General features: G+C 47.2%; 17 protein-coding genes. 1 reads left to right on the forward strand and 16 read right to left on the reverse strand.

Annotated features, from left to right (window positions below; genetic code table 11):
• Positions 1-51: 51 nt before the first annotated feature.
• The 13 genes from mutM to KH172YL63_RS16295 all read right to left on the reverse strand — a co-directional run bounded on the left by mutM (position 52) and on the right by KH172YL63_RS16295 (position 14,370).
• Entirely contained in the window at positions 52-876 is an 825-nt protein-coding gene (gene mutM, locus KH172YL63_RS16235) for a DNA-formamidopyrimidine glycosylase (RefSeq protein WP_173107081.1), read from the reverse strand.
• Between the two features lie 24 nt (positions 877-900).
• Positions 901-3,531, reverse strand: a complete 2,631-nt coding sequence (polA, locus tag KH172YL63_RS16240; RefSeq protein WP_173107082.1) for a DNA polymerase I — start codon at positions 3,529-3,531, stop codon at positions 901-903.
• Positions 3,532-4,132: 601 nt separating this feature from the next.
• Positions 4,133-5,068, reverse strand: coding sequence for a protease modulator HflC (gene hflC, locus KH172YL63_RS16245; protein WP_173107083.1), 936 nt, complete (start codon positions 5,066-5,068; stop codon positions 4,133-4,135).
• A complete protein-coding gene (gene hflK / locus KH172YL63_RS16250) occupies positions 5,061-6,020 on the reverse strand; it encodes an FtsH protease activity modulator HflK (protein WP_173107084.1) in 960 nt (319 codons plus the stop codon). Before hflK ends, hflC begins: the two co-directional genes overlap by 8 nt.
• Before the next feature lie 270 nt (positions 6,021-6,290).
• On the reverse strand, positions 6,291-8,090 hold the full coding sequence (gene pnpS, locus KH172YL63_RS16255; RefSeq protein ID WP_173107085.1) for a two-component system histidine kinase PnpS: 1,800 nt from the start codon (positions 8,088-8,090) through the stop codon (positions 6,291-6,293).
• Complete coding sequence (locus KH172YL63_RS16260; RefSeq protein ID WP_173107086.1) at positions 8,087-8,806, reverse strand: response regulator transcription factor; 720 nt, start codon at positions 8,804-8,806, stop codon at positions 8,087-8,089. The genes pnpS and KH172YL63_RS16260 overlap by 4 nt, the downstream gene beginning before the upstream one ends.
• Positions 8,807-9,055: 249 nt before the next feature.
• Positions 9,056-9,532, reverse strand: coding sequence for a MaoC family dehydratase (locus tag KH172YL63_RS16265; RefSeq protein ID WP_173107087.1), 477 nt, complete (start codon positions 9,530-9,532; stop codon positions 9,056-9,058).
• Between the two features lie 146 nt (positions 9,533-9,678).
• Positions 9,679-9,849, reverse strand: a complete 171-nt coding sequence (locus tag KH172YL63_RS16270; protein ID WP_173107088.1) for a hypothetical protein — start codon at positions 9,847-9,849, stop codon at positions 9,679-9,681.
• 108 nt (positions 9,850-9,957) lie between these two features.
• Positions 9,958-10,227 carry a hypothetical protein gene (locus KH172YL63_RS16275; protein WP_173107089.1) on the reverse strand — a complete coding sequence of 90 codons (270 nt, stop codon included), beginning with the start codon at positions 10,225-10,227 and terminating at the stop codon, positions 9,958-9,960.
• Positions 10,228-10,337: 110 nt separating this feature from the next.
• A complete protein-coding gene (mdh, locus tag KH172YL63_RS16280; protein WP_173107090.1) occupies positions 10,338-11,276 on the reverse strand; it encodes a malate dehydrogenase in 939 nt (312 codons plus the stop codon).
• A gap of 78 nt (positions 11,277-11,354) precedes the next feature.
• The gene (gene icd, locus KH172YL63_RS16285; RefSeq protein ID WP_173107091.1) at positions 11,355-12,629 is read right to left on the reverse strand and encodes an NADP-dependent isocitrate dehydrogenase; all 1,275 of its coding nucleotides are present in this window, start codon (positions 12,627-12,629) and stop codon (positions 11,355-11,357) included.
• 119 nt (positions 12,630-12,748) lie between these two features.
• Positions 12,749-13,867, reverse strand: a complete 1,119-nt coding sequence (gene citZ / locus KH172YL63_RS16290) for a citrate synthase (protein ID WP_173107092.1) — start codon at positions 13,865-13,867, stop codon at positions 12,749-12,751.
• A gap of 221 nt (positions 13,868-14,088) precedes the next feature.
• A complete protein-coding gene (locus KH172YL63_RS16295; RefSeq protein WP_173107093.1) occupies positions 14,089-14,370 on the reverse strand; it encodes a hypothetical protein in 282 nt (93 codons plus the stop codon).
• Between the two features lie 50 nt (positions 14,371-14,420).
• Here KH172YL63_RS16295 and ytvI point away from each other — a divergent pair, with 50 nt between their 5' ends.
• Positions 14,421-15,527, forward strand: a complete 1,107-nt coding sequence (ytvI, locus tag KH172YL63_RS16300) for a sporulation integral membrane protein YtvI (protein WP_173107094.1) — start codon at positions 14,421-14,423, stop codon at positions 15,525-15,527.
• Between the two features lie 50 nt (positions 15,528-15,577).
• On the opposite strand, the gene KH172YL63_RS16305 is transcribed toward ytvI, so the two are convergent.
• The 3 genes from KH172YL63_RS16305 to pfkA all read right to left on the reverse strand — a co-directional run bounded on the left by KH172YL63_RS16305 (position 15,578) and on the right by pfkA (position 19,692).
• The gene (locus tag KH172YL63_RS16305; protein WP_173107095.1) at positions 15,578-15,964 is read right to left on the reverse strand and encodes an FxsA family protein; all 387 of its coding nucleotides are present in this window, start codon (positions 15,962-15,964) and stop codon (positions 15,578-15,580) included.
• Positions 15,965-16,940: 976 nt separating this feature from the next.
• Entirely contained in the window at positions 16,941-18,701 is a 1,761-nt protein-coding gene (gene pyk / locus KH172YL63_RS16310; protein ID WP_173107096.1) for a pyruvate kinase, read from the reverse strand.
• 31 nt (positions 18,702-18,732) lie between these two features.
• Entirely contained in the window at positions 18,733-19,692 is a 960-nt protein-coding gene (pfkA, locus tag KH172YL63_RS16315; RefSeq protein WP_173107097.1) for a 6-phosphofructokinase, read from the reverse strand.
• Positions 19,693-19,736 lie beyond the last annotated feature (44 nt).

Raw genomic sequence — 19,736 nt, forward strand, 5'->3', positions numbered from 1 at the left:
AATCATTACAATACTATATGGTAAGGGCTTATCAGATGTTAAATGTTCTTTCTACCGCTGACAGCGGGGACAGTAATGGGTCCCTCTGCCTGCTGACACCTTCTTCTCAATGATGCTGCCGCAGTTCCTGCACGGCTCACCTTTTCGGCTGTAGACGTAGAGGTTTTGCTGAAACATCCCCATCTGTCCCTGGGAATTGACGTAGGAGCGTATCGTGCTCCCTCCCATTTCCACGGCTTCAGATAATGTTTCAATGATACGTTTATGCAATTCTTCGATCTCTAGTGTAGACAGAGATTTCGACTTTCTGTCCGGATGGATGCCTGCACGGAATAACGCTTCATCCACGTAGATGTTCCCCAATCCGACCAGGACGGTTTGATCGAGCAGCGCCGCTTTCACGATCCGCTCGGTTTTCCCGAGCTTTGCGGCGAGATATTCAGGGATGAATCCCTGCTGAAATGGCTCCGGCCCCAATTGGAGAAGGGGAAGATGAAGCTCTTCCTCCCCCTTCCTGAAAAGGTGCATCGTGCCGAATTTCCTTACGTCCCTGTATCTTAGCTCGGTCCCGTCGGTGAAGTGAAAAATGACGTGGGTATGCTTTTCGACAGGGTCGCCCTGATCGGAAAGATTATATTTCCCTTCCATTCTCAAGTGGGAAACGAGTGCGACATCATTCAGGTAAAAGACAAGGAACTTCCCTCTTCTTCTCATCTCGAGGATTTCCTGTCCCTTCAGGCTGTCGATGAATTGTTCAGGATCCACCGGGTTTTTGATCATCTTTGGCCAGGAGACGGTGACATCCTCTATCTTCTTACCGAGCACAAGGAGCTCAAGCGTTCTTCTGACCGTTTCTACTTCTGGCAATTCAGGCATGATGCCACCTCCTCCAAAAGGGTTTTATTTCGCATCGTACCAGGTTTGGCCGTAGGAGTAATCGACCTTCAATGGCACTTCAAGCTCCATCGCATTCTCCATCACTTCCGGTACGATTTTCTTCAACGTTTCGATTTCATCTTCAGGGGCTTCAAAAATCAATTCATCGTGCACCTGAAGCAGCATGCGGGTTTGAAGATTCTCTTCCTTCAAGCGCTCAGCCATATCAATCATCGCCTTCTTGATGATATCGGCAGCACTTCCCTGAATCGGCGTATTCATCGCGGTACGCTCCGCAAAGCTTCTAAGATTGAAGTTCCGGCTCGTGATTTCAGGCAGGTAGCGGCGGCGGTTCATGAGCGTCGTCACATAGCCTTTTTGCTTCGCATCCTGGACGATGTCTTCCATATAATCCTTCACACCAGGGAAGCTTTCTAAATATTTCTTGATGAATTCCCCTGCTTCCTTACGGGTGATATCAAGACTCTGCGACAGGCCGTAATCACTGATTCCGTAAACGATCCCGAAGTTGACGGCTTTCGCATGCCTTCTCATATTGGATGTCACGGCATCTTTTTCCACACCGAACACGTCCATCGCTGTTTTCGTATGGATGTCCATGTCATTGCGGAACGCTTCGACGAGCTTTTCATCCTTCGCAATATGAGCGAGGACACGGAGCTCGATCTGAGAATAATCGGCAGCGAACATGACCCAGCCTTTTTCAGAAGGAATGAACGCCTGGCGGATCTTGCGGCCTTCTTCCAGACGGATCGGGATGTTCTGCAGATTCGGATCCGTTGAGCTTAGGCGGCCCGTTTGCGTCAGCGCCTGGTTGAAGCGGGTGTGGATCTTGCTTGTATCTTGATGAACAACCTTCAACAATCCTTCCAGGTAGGTGGACTGAAGCTTCCCTAGCTGGCGGTAGTGAAGGATATGATCGATGATTTCGTGCTTCGGCTGAAGTTTTTCCAACACGTCGGCAGAAGTGGAGTAACCCGTCTTCGTCTTCTTCACGACAGGCAGGCCAAGCTTCTCAAAAAGAATCACCCCAAGCTGTTTAGGGGAATTGATGTTAAAGTCCTCCCCGGCCAGTTCGTGGATATTCTTTTCAAGCTCTTCCAAACGGTGTGCGAGCTCATCCTTCATTGTCAGTAAACGGTCCTGATCCACCTTCACCCCGGTGAATTCCATCTCGGCAAGAATCAGGGCAAGCGGCAGCTCAAGCTCCATGAACAGGGTATCCAGTTCGTTTTCTTCCAGCTCTTTCAGGCACGTGTCCTTTAATTCATGCAGGATGTACGCCTTACGTGCAACATGCTCTGCCAAAACATCCTCTGAAGGGACTTTCTGCTTCGCCCCTTTGCCGTACACCGCTTCGTCGGTTTCAATCGACGGCTGGCCATGGCCTTTCGCGATTGATGCGAAGTCGTCACTCGATTCTGACGGGTTGATGATGTAAGACGCCAGCAGCAGGTCAAATTCGATGCCTTTGATGTCGATTCCCTGACGCTTCAACGCCACGACCGTCTCCTTCGAATTGTACACATACTTCGACGCACTTTCTTTCTCCGCCCACTTCTTAAACGCCTCTGACTTCAGCGCCGTTTCAAGGGTGAAGAAAATCGTCCCCTTTTCATTGTGAAGACTCATCCCGATCACTTCTCCGAGATGATAATTTTCTTCGAGCATTTCGATATAAAGGGACGTTTCATTCGTCAGATGTTCCTCTTTGACCTCTTCGACCTTATTAAAATCGATCTTATCAAGCTCTTTCGGTGCCTCTTCAACAGACTCACCCATTTTTTCCAATAATGAATTGAAGCCAAGGTCACGGTAGAAGTCCTTTAACTGGGCTTCCACAATCCCTTCATACTGGAGCTCCTCCACCTTGATCTCGATCGGGGCTTCCCTTAGGATCGTCGCCAATTCTTTACTCATGATCGCCTGATCTTTATTGTCTTCAAGCTTTTCTTTCAATTTCTTCCCGCTCACCTGATCGATCGAATCAAGGAGTTTTTCAAGGGATTCAAATTCCTTCAACAGCTTGATTGCCGTCTTCTCTCCGACGCCGGGCACGCCCGGGATATTATCAGAACTGTCTCCCATCAAACCTTTCATATCAATGATCCGGTCAGGGGTGATTTCCCACTTCTCCTTAATATGCTCAGGCGTATACACCTCAATATCGGTGATCCCTTTTCGGGTAATGCACACAGTCGTATGCTCCGAGCTTAACTGAGTCAAATCCTTATCCCCGGAGTAGACCTTCACTTCGAACCCATCCGCTTCCGCTTGCAGGGAAAGGGTCCCGATAATGTCATCCGCTTCATAATTTTCTTTTTCATAACGCTTGATCCCGTATGCATCCAAAAGCTCCCGGATATATGGGAATTGCTCGGATAATTCAGGCGGCGTCTTTTGTCTCCCGCCTTTATATTCCTTAAATGTCTTATGTCTGAAAGTCGTCTTTCCCGCATCAAACGCTACGAGAATATGAGACGGCTTTTCATCTTCCATGATCTTTTGCAGCATCGTCGTGAAGCCGTACACTGCATTTGTATGTACACCCTTATCATTATTCAGCAACGGCAGGGCAAAAAAAGCACGGTACGCAATGCTGTTTCCGTCAATCAATACTAATTTCTTGGACATGCAAGTCCCTCCTATACAGGCTTGAGTTTCTACTCTTTATTCTATCATGTTGGGGGGTGGAAGGGAAAAGAGGTGGGCTTGGGGGTGGGTAAGAGCGGGGTGCGGGGGGCCGCGATTTTTCGACAAAGAGATTATATATGGAGGAAAGCGGATCATATATCAGGATCTCCGCTCATAAATTCAAAATCGAGCTCATATTATCTGAAAGCAGCTCAAAAGTCTTGAAAACCGGCTCATATATCGGGCTGGGGCATGATTTTCTTTCCCGCACAATCTATTTTCAGATGATGTTGTACGTCATTCTTCATTTCTTATAAAAAAATAGACTGGTTTTGAACAAAAGCCCTTTAAAATTTGTAATTTAAAGATCTTTTCGTATAGTTGTTTTCGTAGTGATTAACGTAATTCAAGTAAATTCCCCTTGATGCCTGCTATGGAATTTTTTCATTCTACAGTCTCAAATTACCGAAGTTGCTCACATGAACGTCTAATAATAACACCAATCTATACAAAAAGAGCCTTTCACAAACCCCCCAGCCATATTCCCCAAAATAAAAACCCCCGCAAAACAGGCAACACCCATTTCACGAGAGTCTTCATATTATTCCGTATAGCCCATCAGCAGTCTTGCGTATGGGGAGTCGGATGGTAAGATGATGACCGTTTCGTCATCGACGGTTTTCTTGTAGGTTTCGAGCGTTTTGTACAGGTCATAGAAGCTTGGGTCTTTGGAGAATGATTTGTTGAAGATCTGTGCTGCTTCTGATTCTCCTTCGGCCCGGATGACGTTGGCGTCGGCTCCCGCTTTGGCGAGCAGTTCTTTTACTTCACGGTCGGTTTCGGCGGTGATCCTCTGCTTTTCGGCGTCCCCTTTGGAGAGGTATTCCTGTGCTTTGGATTCACGTTCTGAGATCATCCGTGTGTAGACGGAGTTTTCATTCGCTTCCGGCAGGTCGGTCCGTTTCATGCGGACGTCGACGACGACGATTCCGTAGCCGTCACGCTCTAGAAGTTCGTTCACTTTTTCCGTGACCCGGTCGTTCAGGCTTCCCCGGGAAGATTTTTCGTCATTGATGATTTCGTCATACTCGAGCTGACCGAGCTCTGAGCGGACGACTGAGTAGATGAATTCTTCCATTTTCGTTTCGGCGTTGATGACAAGTCTTGCGTTTTTGATCATTTTCAGTGGATCCTCGATGCGCCATACTGCGTAGTTGTCGATGAGCATCCGTTTTTTGTCTTTCGTGTTGATTTCCGCTTCGGTTACGTCATAGGTCATCTGGTGCTTCGGCAGGGTTGTGACTGATTGGATGAACGGGATTTTATATTTCAGTCCCGGGTCTTTGTCGATCCGGACGACTTCACCAAATTGACGGACAACCTTGTATTCCCCTTCTTTCACAACGAAGAGGCTTGTGAACAGGATGACCAGGGCAGCAATGAGGATGATGAGGAAGATCCCCAGTTTCGTATATCGCTTCCATTCAACCGGTTCTTTCTTTTTGGAGTTGATGTCAAATACGTTTTGATCACTCATTGCTGTCACTTCCTTCCTGTTTCGCCGGCGGCGTTTGTTCCATTTGACGGATAGGGAAATATTTCAGCGTTTCCCCGGAGTCCTTCATAATGTATATTTCTGCATCCGGCAGCACGTTTTCCAGCGTTTCGAGGACAAGACGCTTACGTGTGATTTCCGGATTGGATTTGTATTCATTGTACAGCTTATCGAATACGGCGACGTCACCACGGGCCTGTTCTATACGGGCGATTTTATCCCCTTTTGCACGGGAGATGATTGCGTCCTTCTCCCCTTGTGCTTCATTAGAGCGCTGATTCCGATATTTCTTTGCTTCGTTGATCTTTGTGTTCATCGTTTCACGGGCATCGGTCACCGCTGTGAAAGCAGATCTAACTTCCGCATTCGGCAGTTCAACATCCTGCAGCTTCACGGCAAGGATCGAAATCCCGATGTCATAGTCGTCGATCAGGCTCGTCAGCAAATCCCTTACCTGGGCTTCGATTTCTGCTTTTCCGCTCGTCAATGCGTCATCGATCAATGAGCTTCCGATGATGCTTCGGAGTGAAGAAGATGTGGCATCGTACAAGATTTCCTTCGGGTCATCTGAGTTGAACAGATAACTTTCAGGATCGGTGATTTTCCACTGAACAACCAGATCGGCAAGGACGATGTATTCATCCCCGGTGATCATTTTTGTTTCTTTAGGGAAATCCTTGATCTTCCCGTCTTTTTCTTCATATCCAAACTGAAGACTGAAGGTTTCTTTAGATAGCACTTCCACTGACTGCATCGGCCACGGCATCTTGAAGTGAAGGCCTGGCTCCACGATCGGTTCACCGGCTTCCCCGAATGTCAAAACAAGGGCCTGTTCCGATTCGTCAACGGTGTACCATGAAGTTAGTAATACAAAGATTAATAGAATGGCCGCCAAAATCATTCCTGCCAACATATAAATGCGTTTTAAACTCATGAGTACCCTCCCTTTTCTACTCTATATCTTATTTTTTACCTACTAAGATATACGGGCTGAGTGGAAAAAGGTTTCAGAAATATTAAGGGAAGATGACAAAAAGGGGTTGTGGGGGCGCTTACAAACAAAAAAAGCGGAAAGACGAGAACGGGGTTAGTTCTCGCCTTTCCTTAACACCTTGGATGAAGGGGTTTCATCTAGTATCGTATCACCGGATTATTAACAGGGATTTAATCTATTGTAAAGAAAATGTAAACAATGGGAAATCCGCTAATTTTTTTCCACATCATCAAGGAGAGAATGAGCAGGCGGACGTTTGTGCAAGGTGACCGTGAAGGTGGTCCCTTCATTCAGCTCGCTTTCCACTTCGATGCTCCCTTCATGGGCCTCGATGATATGTTTGACAATGGCAAGTCCAAGGCCTGTTCCGCCTGAGTTTCTGCTTCTTGCCTTGTCGACCCGGTAAAAGCGTTCAAAGATGCGGGGGATTTCTTCCTGGCTGATGCCCATCCCGTTATCTTTGACGCTCACGTATACATTGTCACTGTCTTCCCCGACGGAAATCAGGACATTCCCGCCTTTAGGCGTGTAGACGATAGCATTGCTGACCAAATTGATGAACACCTGCTTTAAGCGGTACGAATCAACAACAGCGCTTCCCCTTGAAGCAAAGGATGCCTGAAGGGAGATGTCCTTTGATTTCGCTTTCTCTTGGAGGATCGGCATGACGTCTTCGATGAGGCCCGCCACATCTTCCTCATGGAGGGACAGCTCGAAGCCGTGCTTCTCGATCTTCGACAGTTCTAACAGGTCCTGGATCAACGACTGCAGCCTGTCACTTTCCATCAGGATGATATCGAGGAAGGATTTTAAGGCATCAGGGTCATTCATCGCCCCGTCCAGTAACGTTTCAGAGAATCCTTTGATGCTTGTGATCGGCGTTTTCAGCTCATGGGAGACGTTCGCCACGAAATCTTTCCGCATCTGCTCAAGCTTCTTCAGCTCGGTGATATCATGGAATACGACGACAATCCCTTTCCATTCGTCGTTATGGCCGATGATCGGCGCACCGTACACTTCATAATGCTTTCGGTCGATTTTATGAGGAAGGAGGATCTGCTTTCGCAGTCTTTCCTCTGTCATGAAAATTTCCTCCACAAGCTTATTCACTTCCTGATAGTGAATCACCTCATGATAGCGGACTTTCTTCAGCTGACTTTCCTTCAGATCGAAGAAATCCCTGAACGTCCGGTTCGTCAACACGACAAATCCCCGGTGGTCGATCAGGAGCAGAGCGCTCCCCATATTCTCGATCAGCGTCGTCAATCGGTCCTGCTGCAGGCCTTGGGTGTTCACCATTTCCTGCAGATTCCTGGCGAGGATGTTGATTGATGAACTCAGCATGCTCGTTTCATCAAGGCGGTCTTCATAAGTCCGTGCCCGGTAGTTCCCCTTGGCAAGTTCGATCGCCACATTCGTTGCCGATTCAATCGGTTTCGTGTACCTCACCGTGATCCGCGAGCCGAGGATGATGATGAGAACGAGGGCGAGCCCCAGTGAAACGGAGAGGACGAACCAGATTTGCTGCGTCCCCTTTTCAAGGGCCTCCACCTCTGCACTCATGACCAATAAGCCCATCTTTTCACCCTGCTGATTTTTCAGCGGGTACCAATAATAACGATATTCTTTTCCGGATGTGACAAGCTTCTTATGCTTTTGTTTTCCATCCCAGTTGGCATGGATTTCTTTGACGATCTTCTTCTGTTGCGGTCCGATGAGTGAATCAGGCGTTTCCGTGTCATGGATCACGCTGCCTCCCTTATCCAGGATCGTGATCCGGACGTCCAATATGTCACTCAAGCCTTGGATCATATCGGGATCAATCTGTTTCGGTGCGCCGTTTTCCTCTATCGAACCGGCGAGGAGCCTCGCTTCCTTTTCAATCCTCGAATTGAACGTATCCAGGTAAAAATTCTTGAAGATCTGCCCTAACAGTAAACCAAGTCCTATCAATACTGAGATGATTAATGTGATCAGTGCGAATAGGAGCTTTGTCCTGAACTTGGTCATCGGTTTTTAGGCTCCTCCAATTTATAGCCAAGCCCCCGGATCGTTTTGATATAGGTAGGCTTTTTCGTATTGATTTCAATCTTTTCCCGCAGATGGCTGATATGGACGTCAACGATCCGTGTATCGCCTGCGAAATCATAATTCCACACTGCACTGAGCAGCTGATCCCTCGTCAACACCCTGCCTTTGTTGTCAGTCAGGTAAAGGAGCAGTTCGAATTCCTTAGGCGTCAATTCCAGCAGTTCTCCTTTGAAATAAGCTTCATACTGTTCAGGATACACCTTCAACTCGCCCACTTCTTTGTAGTCGGTCGGTTCCTCCACGGCTGCTTCCACTGTTTCCTGGATCGCCTGGCTCCGTCTCAGGATCGCCTTAACCCTCGCCACCACTTCACGGGGACTGAACGGCTTCGTCATATAATCATCCGCTCCAAGCTCGAGTCCAAGCACTTTATCAAACTCATCATCCTTCGCCGTCAGCATCAGGATCGGGATATTGATCTTCCGTTGACGCAGCTCCTTGCACACTTCAATGCCGTCCATCGATGGCAGCATCAGATCAAGTATGATCAAATCCGGAGATTCATCCATCGCCTTGTCTCTTCCCTCTGCTCCGTCATGTGCCGTCGTAACCGAATAACCGGATTGCTCCAGGTTATACTTCAAGAGTGTTGCAATAGATTGTTCATCATCGACTACCAAGATTTTTTTGCTCATTTGTTGTGCCTCCAGAAAAAAAATTAACCCCATCATCCAAACATTTATGTAATTGTACCTTCATTATAATATAAATCTCCCCGCTTACCATCATTTAAGCAGATTTAACCGATTTCTATTAATAGGATGCACGTTTAGCGGCGTGACTATCAGAATGTGAGTAGAGAACCGGCCATTGCTACAAAATAAAAAATCCGAACGGCCCCGAATTTCATCACAGAAATTTTGGGGCCGTTCGGATCGATCATGTTAAAAGTTTTCCAACGCATGGCTGTTCATTTTCTCAAGGCGGTGTGGCGGACATACTTTAATCGTTCCGTTCACAACCTTTTCATTCTCTTCATTGGTGGCCGTCACTTGAATCGTCACCATATGGTTGAGCGCATCGACCTCTGTCACTTCAAAGAGGAACTGCACCGTCGCATAGTGGTAGACCGGTTTCGGAAATTCGATCTGCTGCTCGACCACGTGAGAACCAGGTCCCGGCAAATACTTCGAAACGGCGGAAGTGATGATCCCCGTCAGCATGATCGATGGCACGATCGGCTTTTTAAAAGGCGTTTGTGACGCATAATCGTGCTGGATATATAATGGATTGGCATCATTTGTGAGCCCAAGATACAGAAGCAGTTCGTTGTCTTCAATCTTCTCTGTCAGGGTCAACTTTTCGCCGACCGACATCTCTTCGATTTTTCTTCCCAGTTTTCTCTTTTTCCCCAGTAACATAAGAAGCACCTCCACATTGTAAACGATTACATTTTTAAATAGTAGAAATAATGTTTATTGTCTGTCTATTATTATTTTACCATTGTTAGGTTTTCCAGACAAAGAGTTTTTACGCGTGGGGGAGGAATTTTGTTTGAGTGTCTCTATCAAAAAAATGCCGCTTCACTCCAGTAATAATAGCTCAGCAACACGATGCTGACGACCATGAGGACCGTGTAGTGCTTCTTGTTTTGAATCCGTCTGGTGCCTCCGTAATAGAAATATAATGCGCCAGCGACGAAAATGATGTAGGCTGTCAGTTTCATAAGCATATTCATTGGTCACCTCATTCAGGATTTTTGTTCAACCTGCTATGTTGCAATGCGGAAATGTTTTATGTTGAAGGTAGTGTGGAGTTTGGCGGGTCTGCTTTTATATGTCAGCTCTCAGGCTTGATTTTTTCTGAGCGCCCCTATGATGTTCGTCCCTAACATGGCTAAACTGTTGAAAAATAATAGTACTGCTAAATATGCCGAGCCGAATCCTACACCCTGGTCATGAAGGTGGCTGGCATAAGCGATGCCGATCATCAGAAACAGGACCGGGCTTAGCACCATGATGCCGGATAGGATCCAATTCGAATTTCCTTTTTTCTTATTTCTATAAAACGCATACCAGCCACCTATGATGATGAGGAATGCAAATAGAATGAGCAAAGAAATCACCACCCATTTTTTACCTATTATCCTTTATTTCTTTTCGTTCATCAATCTTTTTATGTAAAAAAACCGGTCTCCCGAAGGAAACCGGTTTTGTTTTACGTTGATTACGCCAATGAAGCCATGACATTCTTCACAGCGTCAGCCGAATTGGACAGGGCTGCTTTTTCTTCTTCTGTGAGTTCGAGCTCGATGATTTGCTCGAGGCCGTTGCCGCCGAGGATCGTCGGGACGCCGAGGTAGATGCCTTCGAAGCCGTATTCTCCTTCAAGATAGGCGATGGCCGGGATGACGCGGCGTTGATCTTTCAGGATCGCTTCCACCATCTGGACAAGTGAAGCCGCCGGGGCATAGTAGGCGCTGCCGTTGCCGAGGAGGCCGACGATTTCTCCGCCGCCTTTGCGGGTGCGCTCTACGATGGCGTCGAGACGGTCTTTCGGGATCAGGGTTTCAAGCGGGATCCCTCCTGCATAGGAGTAGCGGATGAGCGGGACCATGTCGTCCCCGTGCCCGCCGAGGACGAAGCCTGTGATGTCCTTCACCGACAGGTTCAACTCCTGCGCGACGAATGTGCGGAAACGGGCTGTGTCCAAGACGCCTGATTGTCCGATGACCCGTTCTTTAGGGAAGCCGGATTCTTTAAAGACTGTGTACGTCATGGCGTCCACGGGATTCGTCAACACGATGATATAGCAGTCTGGTGAATGTTTCACGATTTGCTGGGTGACTGATTTCATGACTTTCTGATTGGTCTGCACGAGGTCGTCACGGCTCATTCCCGGTTTACGGGCGATGCCGGCCGTGATGACGACGATATCCGAATCCTTCGTATCCTCATAGTTGGAAGTTCCGATGATGTTTGCGTCAAATCCCTGCACCGGGCTTGCTTCAAGCATATCGAGTGCCTTTCCTTTTGTCGGATCTTCGTTTTGCGGGATATCAACCAATACAACATCTCCAAGTTCTTTCTGGGCGAGCATCAGTGCCGTCGTCGCCCCGGTGAAACCTCCACCGATTACAGATACTTTTCTACGTTTAATAGCCATCATTCTTCCCCCTATTCGTGTCAATAGACAAAGGAAGGAGTGCCCCTGAAAGAAGCACCCCGTCCTTATGTCAAATGATTATGCTTCCATGTTTTCGATTAAAGCAGAACCGAATTCAGAGCATTTCACTTCTGTAGCGCCATCCATCAGACGGGCAAAGTCATATGTCACGACTTTAGAAGCGATTGTTTTCTCCATGGATTTTGTGATCAGGTTGGCAGCTTCTGTCCAGCCAAGGTGCTCAAGCATAAGCACACCTGAAAGGATAACAGATGATGGATTTACTTTGTCCATACCTGCATATTTAGGAGCCGTTCCGTGAGTCGCCTCAAAGATTGCATGTCCTGATTCGTAGTTGATGTTCGCTCCTGGAGCGATACCGATTCCACCTACTTGTGCAGCAAGTGCATCAGAGATGTAGTCTCCGTTCAGGTTCATTGTAGCCACGACATCGAACTCAGCCGGACGCGTAAGGATCTGTTGTAAGAAGATATCAGCGATTGAATCTTTTACGATGATCTTGCCAGCAGCTTCAGCGTCAGATTGTGCTTTGTTCGCTTCTTCCAATCCGTCGGCATCTTTGATCTTGTCATATTGAGCCCAAGTGAATACTTTATCCCCGAACTCTTTCTCAGCAAGCTCGTAACCCCAGTTTTTGAAAGCTCCTTCAGTGAACTTCATGATGTTCCCTTTGTGAACAAGCGTTACTGACTTACGGCCTTCAGTGATTGCATAGTTGATCGCTGCGCGCACTAGACGGCTTGTACCTTCTTCAGATACAGGCTTGATTCCGATACCTGATGTTTCAGGGAAACGGATTTTGTTCACGCCCATTTCATTTTGAAGGAAGCTGATCAGTTTCTTCACTTCATCAGAACCTTTTGCATACTCGATACCTGCATAGATATCTTCAGTGTTTTCACGGAAGATGACCATGTCAGTGTCTTCAGGACGCTTAACCGGTGAAGGAACACCTTCGAAGTAGCGTACTGGACGCAGGCAAGTGAATAGGTCCAACTCCTGGCGAAGGGCAACGTTCAATGAACGGATTCCGCCGCCTACTGGTGTTGTAAGAGGTCCTTTGATCGCGATGAAGTATTCACGGATCGCTTCAAGTGTTTCGTTAGGAAGCCATTCGCCCGTTTTGTTGAATGCTTTTTCCCCTGCATATACTTCTTTCCAAGAGATCTTGCGCTCGCCTTTGTATGCTTTTTCAACAGAAGCATCTAGGACGCGTTGAGCTGCTGCCCAAATATCTGGACCTGTTCCGTCACCTTCAATGAAAGGGACGATCGGATTGTTTGGCACGTTAAGCTGGCCGTTCTGGTTTGTAATTTTTTCACCTTGTGTCATTATGTAACCTCCATTTTTTCATTATGAAAGGGAGTGACCATATGCGCTTATGCATTTAAAGTCAGTCCCTTTCTCTTATTCATTACACCAATATTTTAACTATTTGTAAATATTGATGATTAACCTCTTTGGTCAACAGGTACGTAAACTTGCTTGCCTGGTCCTACGTAATCGGCACGCGGACGGATCAGACGGTTGTTTGAATATTGTTCTAAAATGTGTGCCAACCAGCCGGATACACGGCTGACAGCGAAGATCGGCGTGAACAGATCATGATCGATGCCGAGGCTGTGGTAAACGGATGCAGAGTAGAAGTCAACATTTGGCGGAAGGCCTTTGTTGGCTGTAAATACTTCTTCAACCTTCACAGACATTTCGTAGTATTTACTTTCTCCTCTTAATTCAGTTAGCTTTTTGGACATTTCTTTCAGATGCTTGGCACGTGGATCCCCTTGACGGTATACGCGATGACCGAAGCCCATGATCTTCTCTTTCTTGTCCAGTTTATCCAGGATATAAGATTCTGCTTTATCGACAGATCCGATTTCAGTCAGCATCTTCATCACCTGCTCGTTAGCCCCTCCGTGAAGCGGCCCCTTCAATGCGCCGATTGCAGCAGTGACGCCTGAATATACATCAGACAGCGTCGCCACACATACACGTGCAGTGAACGTGGAAGCGTTTAACTCATGGTCCGCATGAAGGACAAGCGCTTTATTGAACGCCTCTACTTCGATCGGCTCAGGGTCGTTGCCAGTCAGCATGTATAAGAAGTTTGCCGCGAATCCAAGATCCTTGCGCGGTGCAACCGGTTCCTTGCCGCTGCGGATGCGTGAGAAGCTTGTCACGATCGTCGGGATCTTCGCCTGAAGACGGATCGCCTTCAAGTAGTTTTCTCTCTCATCCATCTCGTCAGCTTTATCATCATACAGTCCAAGTAACGACACGGCAGAACGCAGAGCCGCCATCGGGTGGACTTCCTTGATATTGTACATCTTGAAATGTTCGATTACTTCCTTAGGCAGTTCAGCGTTATCTGCCAACAGCTCTTTAAATTCTTGAAGTTCTGATGATGTAGGCAGTTTAAGATGCCATAATAAGTAGATAACCTCTTCGAAACTAGCATTGTTTGCCAGATCATCTATGTTGTAGCCAACATATGTAAGAGTATCGTCTATGATCGAACTGATAGATGATGTTGTTGCTACAACCCCTTCTAATCCGCGAGTTGCTGTCATAATAATCTCTCCTTTTGGTAAGTATTTCTCTTTTACCCATTTTCATATGAGCATAAAACCCTACGAAACATTCAGTCTGGTAGGCTTGTTTAAAAAGAACAGAAATAAAAGCGTTGAGCGCCTGCTCAATCCCTATACAAAAAATGATTCCCTGCCCTTCTGAAGCATCACTGCCACAGGACGAGAGCTTGGGATGCGCTTACATTTCCTATTATAAACAATTATCTGACTTTTGTGAATGAAAACGCACCAATTTCTATAAAAATTATTTTTCTAGAAAAATAAACCATGGGAAAATGGGCTTGTTGAGGAGGGAATTTTAAAGACCGCTTTCCCTGATTGGGCAAAAATGCTTTGGAAATAATATTGAATGGTATCACGAATGTGGGAAGAAGGGGGATGGCCCGTCCCCACGCCTTTTCCCCTGCCGGCCAATCATTATCGTGCCATATCAACTCTCCCGTTAATCTTTCATTGACGGCACAAATATATCTTCCTTTCATTTCCTGTCTCCTATAAAATAGAAGTAATAGACCCGGCAGGAGGGAAGCCTTTGAATTTAGAATATGTTTATCGAACGATCCGATTTCTCATTGTTCTCGCCGTCATCGTGCTCTCACTGATTTCACTCTATTACATATGGAAACTCGCTTATCCATTCATCATCGCCGTCGCCATCGCCCTGCTGATCAACCCGATGGTCAACTGGCTCGAGCGGTGGCTACCAAGGGTGTGGGCCGTCACATTATCCCTCATCCTGATCGTGGCCATGTTTGCAGGCCTCATCACATTATTGATCGCAGAAATTGTATCAGGTGCCAATTACCTGGCAGAAGTGCTCCCTGACCATGTGGAAACACTCGTCCAATATGCAGAAGATTTCATTGTCGGGCAGGTGATCCCGTTCTACAATCAGCTGGCCGGGATTTTTAAAAATCTCGAAGCAGGACAGCAGGAAACGATTTTGAAAAACGTCCAGACGGCAGGCACGAAGATCGCCACTTCTGCAGGGGATTTCCTGCAAAACTTCTTCACCAAACTGCCCCAGCTCATTTCCTGGATCCCAAATGCAGCATCGGTCCTGATTTTCGCAGCACTGGCGACCTTTTTCATCAGCAAAGACTGGTACAGTTTATCGGCCAAAGCGGAAAAAATCATTCCCGGTAAAGCCATGAGCAGCGGAAGAAAAGTATTCATCGACTTAAAACGGGCACTGTTCGGATTTATCCGCGCCCAGTTCACGCTCATTTCCATCACAGCGATCATCGTGCTCGTCGGCTTGGTGATCCTGCGTGTCGACTACGCCATCACCATCGCGCTCGTCACCGGGCTCGTCGACATCCTGCCGTACCTTGGAACAGGAGCCGTCTTCGTCCCATGGATCGCCTATGAGTTCATCACCGGCAACATCGGACTCGGCATCGGCCTGTCGGTCCTCTATATGGTCGTCGTCGTCCAGCGCCAGATCATGGAGCCGAAAGTCCTGTCTTCAAGCATCGGACTCGACCCGCTCGCAACACTGATCGCCCTCTTCGTCGGCTTCAAGCTCATCGGCTTCCTCGGCCTGATCGTCGGACCGGTCGTACTGGTCATCCTCTCCACACTAAAGAGAGCCGGCGTGTTCGAAGATACATGGAAATTCATCATGGGTGTAAAATAAAGAAAAGCGAAGACCAATTGTCGGTCTTCGCTTTATTTTATACGGGAGTACTATCTGTAAATGATCACATTCCCATTATTGATCCAGCGCTTAAATAATCTGTAGATGAAAGGCTTGAACATGCTGCGCGTCGTCGGCAACAGTAAAAGGAAACCGATCGCATCGGTGATAAAGCCCGGCGTCAACAGCACAACCCCGCCGACCAGGATGCATAACCCATCCATAATCGCATCTCCCGGCAGCTGACCATATTGCGCCTCCCTTTGTGCCCTTCTCAGCGTCTCAATCCCCTGCTTCTTCGCCAAATACGCACCAAGAATCCCCGTCGAAATAATCAACAGAACAGTCGGAATCAATCCAAACGCCTGCCCGGACAAAACGAGAAGCCCGATTTCCAGTGCAGGAACAATAATCAACAATAGTAACATATATCTCATGAAGGATGCCTCCAATCGTTAGAGTGCTTGCTTGGATACATTATAACATATTGGTGGGAGGGGTGTGCTGCTTGTGTTTTTGGGGTGAGGTGGTCAGGTTTTGGTTATTTTTAGCGTGGTTTTGGGCTGGGACAACTGGTTTTAGTCGTAGATCGGACTAGTAATGGGCAGAAATTGATGAAGTGAGTGTTTTTTTTGGTGAATAGATAGTGGCAGAGTGAGGGGGTGGAGGCTAATTGCGTGAGATTGGCTAGGTATTGCGTGAGAATCGGGGTTGATTGCGTGAGAATCAGACTTTATTGCGGGACTTTTGGACTTTATTGCGTAATTGAAGGTGCGGCGTGAATGCAGTCAACATTTGTAACGAAATTTAACTGTCGCGCCTCATTTTTCGTCGTTCATAAGGTTAAAGTTGTGACGTAATTGGGAAAATCGCTGTTTTCAAAGGGTGATCACTATTGTGGACCATGCTCCCAGAAGCTAATTGCGTCACTTTCGCCATTTATTGCGTGAGAATCCGAGTTTATTGCGTGAGAACCAGACTTTATTGCGCGACTTTCGTACTTTATTGCGTAATTGAAGGTTCGGCGTGAATGCAGTCATCTTTCGTACCGGAATTTAACTGTCACGCATCATTTTTCATCATGAATCGAAATAAAGTAATCCCGTTATTGAAAAAACACCTGTTTTTACAGGTCAATCACTACTACAACCCATGCTCCCAGAAGCTAATTGCGTAACTTTCACCACTTATTGCGTGAGAATCCCAGTTAATTGCGTGAAAACCACACTCTATTGCGCGACTTTCCAACTTTATTGCGTAATTGGGGTGTGGCGTGAATGCAGCACTTTCCAACCCTCGCCCACTCCTATCACCTCTCCAACTAACCCACCACTCCCGCACCACCTTCCTCCCCAAAAACAGACAAACAAAAAAACCAGTGCCCCTAAAGACACTGGTTTCATTCTAAAAATATTACAATACGCTAGCGTGACCGTTGTAGATAACACCGCGGGTAGCGTCTACTGTGATTTCCTGGCCGTTTGTGAATAGGTTAGTGGCATTGTCCACGCCTACTACGACTGGGATTCCAAGGTTGATGCCGACTACTGCGGCGTGGCTTGTAAGTCCGCCTTCTTCGACGATGAGTGCAGAGCATTTTTCAAGTGCAGGCATCATGTCTTTGTCTGTACCGATTGTGATCAGGACAGATCCTGGTTGTGTGTTGTTCACTGCTTCTTCAGCGTTCATGGCAACAACGGCTTTACCGTATGCAGATTTGCGGCCGATTCCTTGGCCTTTTGCTACGACGTCGCCGACTACATGGATTTTCATCAGGTTGGTTGTGCCTGATTCGCCGATTGGTACACCAGCAGTGATGACGATGCGGTCGCCGTGCTTGGTCATGCCTGAGTTCACGCTTTCTTCTACTGCCATGTCAAGCATTTCGTCCGTTGTTGTCACTTGGCGTCCTACTGTTGGGTATACGCCCCATACAAGTGCAAGACGGCGTGATACTGAGTCTGTGCCAGTAACAGCGACGATTGGTGCTTTTGGACGGTATTTAGAGATCATGCGTGCAGTGTGGCCACTTTCAGTCGGTGCCACGATGGCATTGACGTCAAGGTTAAGAGCCGTGTATGCAACAGATTGACCGATTGCATCTGTCATGTTGTGCTCGCTGTCTTTGCTGCGCTTAGCAAGGATCGCATTGTAATCAAGGGCAGTTTCTGCTCTTGAAGCGATGTTGTGCATCGTTTGAACAGCTTCAACAGGGTAAGTTCCGGCAGCTGTTTCACCTGATAGCATGATCGCATCTGTTCCGTCGAAGATCGCATTGGCAACGTCACTTGCTTCTGCTCTTGTCGGGCGTGGGTTACGCTGCATGGAATCAAGCATTTGTGTAGCTGTGATAACAGGCTTACCTTGTGAGTTACATTTTTTGATCAGCTGTTTTTGCACCAATGGTACTTCTTCAGCAGGGATTTCTACACCAAGATCTCCACGTGCAACCATCAGACCGTCAGACACTTCAAGGATTTCGTCGATGTTGTCGACACCTTCCTGGTTCTCGATCTTAGGGATGATTTGGATGTGAGATGCATTGTGCTCTTCCAATAATTGACGGATTTCAAGGACATCAGATGCACGACGTACGAATGATGCAGCGATGAAGTCAACACCTTGCTGGATACCGAAGATGATGTCATTTGCATCTTTATCTGTGATTCCTGGAAGGTTGACAGATACGCCTGGCACGTTTACACCTTTTTTGTTCTTAAGAACGCCGCTGTTTTGTACAAGCGTGTGGATTTCGCCGTTCGCCTGGTCGATTTCAGTTACTTCAAGACCGATTAGTCCGTCGTCAAGAAGGATTTTTGAACCAACGTGAACATCTTCGATCAATCCTTCGTATGTAACGGAGAATTTCTCTGTCGTTCCAAGTACTTCTTTCATGGATACGATGATGTTGGATCCTTGCGTCAATTCGATTGCACCGTTTTCCATATTGTTCGTACGGATTTCCGGTCCTTTCGTATCAAGAAGGATTCCTACGTTTTTACCAGCTTTTTCAGCTGCTTCTCTGATGTTTGTAATTCGTTGTCCGTGCTCGTCGTGATCACCGTGTGAAAAGTTCAGGCGGGAAACGTTCATCCCGGCTTCGATTAGTTGTGATAACTTTTCTACGCTTTCACTTGCTGGACCGATCGTACATACAATTTTCGTTTTTCTCATTTTTCTTTACCTCCTGAAATCTTACAACAATTTAGATTGAAAGCTCTTTGGAAAGTCTGTACATGTTCATGTCGATTTGATGCGGCTTTGCCAATGCTTCAATGATATCGTAGTCAACTAGCTGATTCTTCTCGATTCCTACTGCTCTGCCGCCTTTTCCTTGTGACAGAAGTTCAACAGCATGTGCGCCAAGACGGCTGGCAAGCACACGGTCGGATGCAGTTGGTGTCCCGCCGCGCTGGATGTGACCGAGGACAGAGACACGTGTATCCATTCCCGTTGCTTCCGTGAAGCGGTTCGCGAATTCATTCCCTGACATGACACCCTCAGCTACGATGATGACGCTGTGCTTCTTCCCGCGTTCTTGACCTTTTTTCAAACGGTTGACAATGTCATCCATATCGAATGTTTCTTCAGGGATGACGATCGTTTCGGCACCGCCGGCAAGACCTGCCCACAGGGCGATATCGCCTGCGTTGCGCCCCATTACTTCAATGATGAATGTTCTTTCATGAGACGTCGCCGTGTCGCGGATCTTATCGATCGCATCGATGACTGTGTTCAGGGCCGTATCGAAGCCGATTGTATATTCGGTTCCCGGGATATCGTTATCGATCGTACCAGGTACGCCTACACAAGGATAGCCCCATTCCGTCAATGCCTTCGCACCCTGATAAGAACCGTCCCCACCGATGACGACAAGGCCTTCGATACCGTGCTTCTCAAGCTGCTCGATCCCTTTTTTCTGACCTTCTTTTGTCTTGAATTCTTCGCAACGTGCAGTATACAGCATCGTACCGCCGCGGTGGATGATGTCACCAACGGAACCAAGCTCAAGCTTTTGGATGTTTCCGTTAATTAAACCATTATACCCTTGAAAAATCCCGTACACTTCCATATCCATGAAGATGGCTTTACGCACAACTGCACGGACCGCTGCATTCATACCTGGTGAATCTCCACCACTTGTTAATACACCAATCTTCTTCACTGCGATCACCTCATTAAGAATATTCCTTTATATGTAAATGAATG

Source organism: Bacillus sp. KH172YL63 (assembly GCF_011398925.1).
Lineage (GTDB): Bacteria > Bacillota > Bacilli > Bacillales > Bacillaceae_B > Rossellomorea.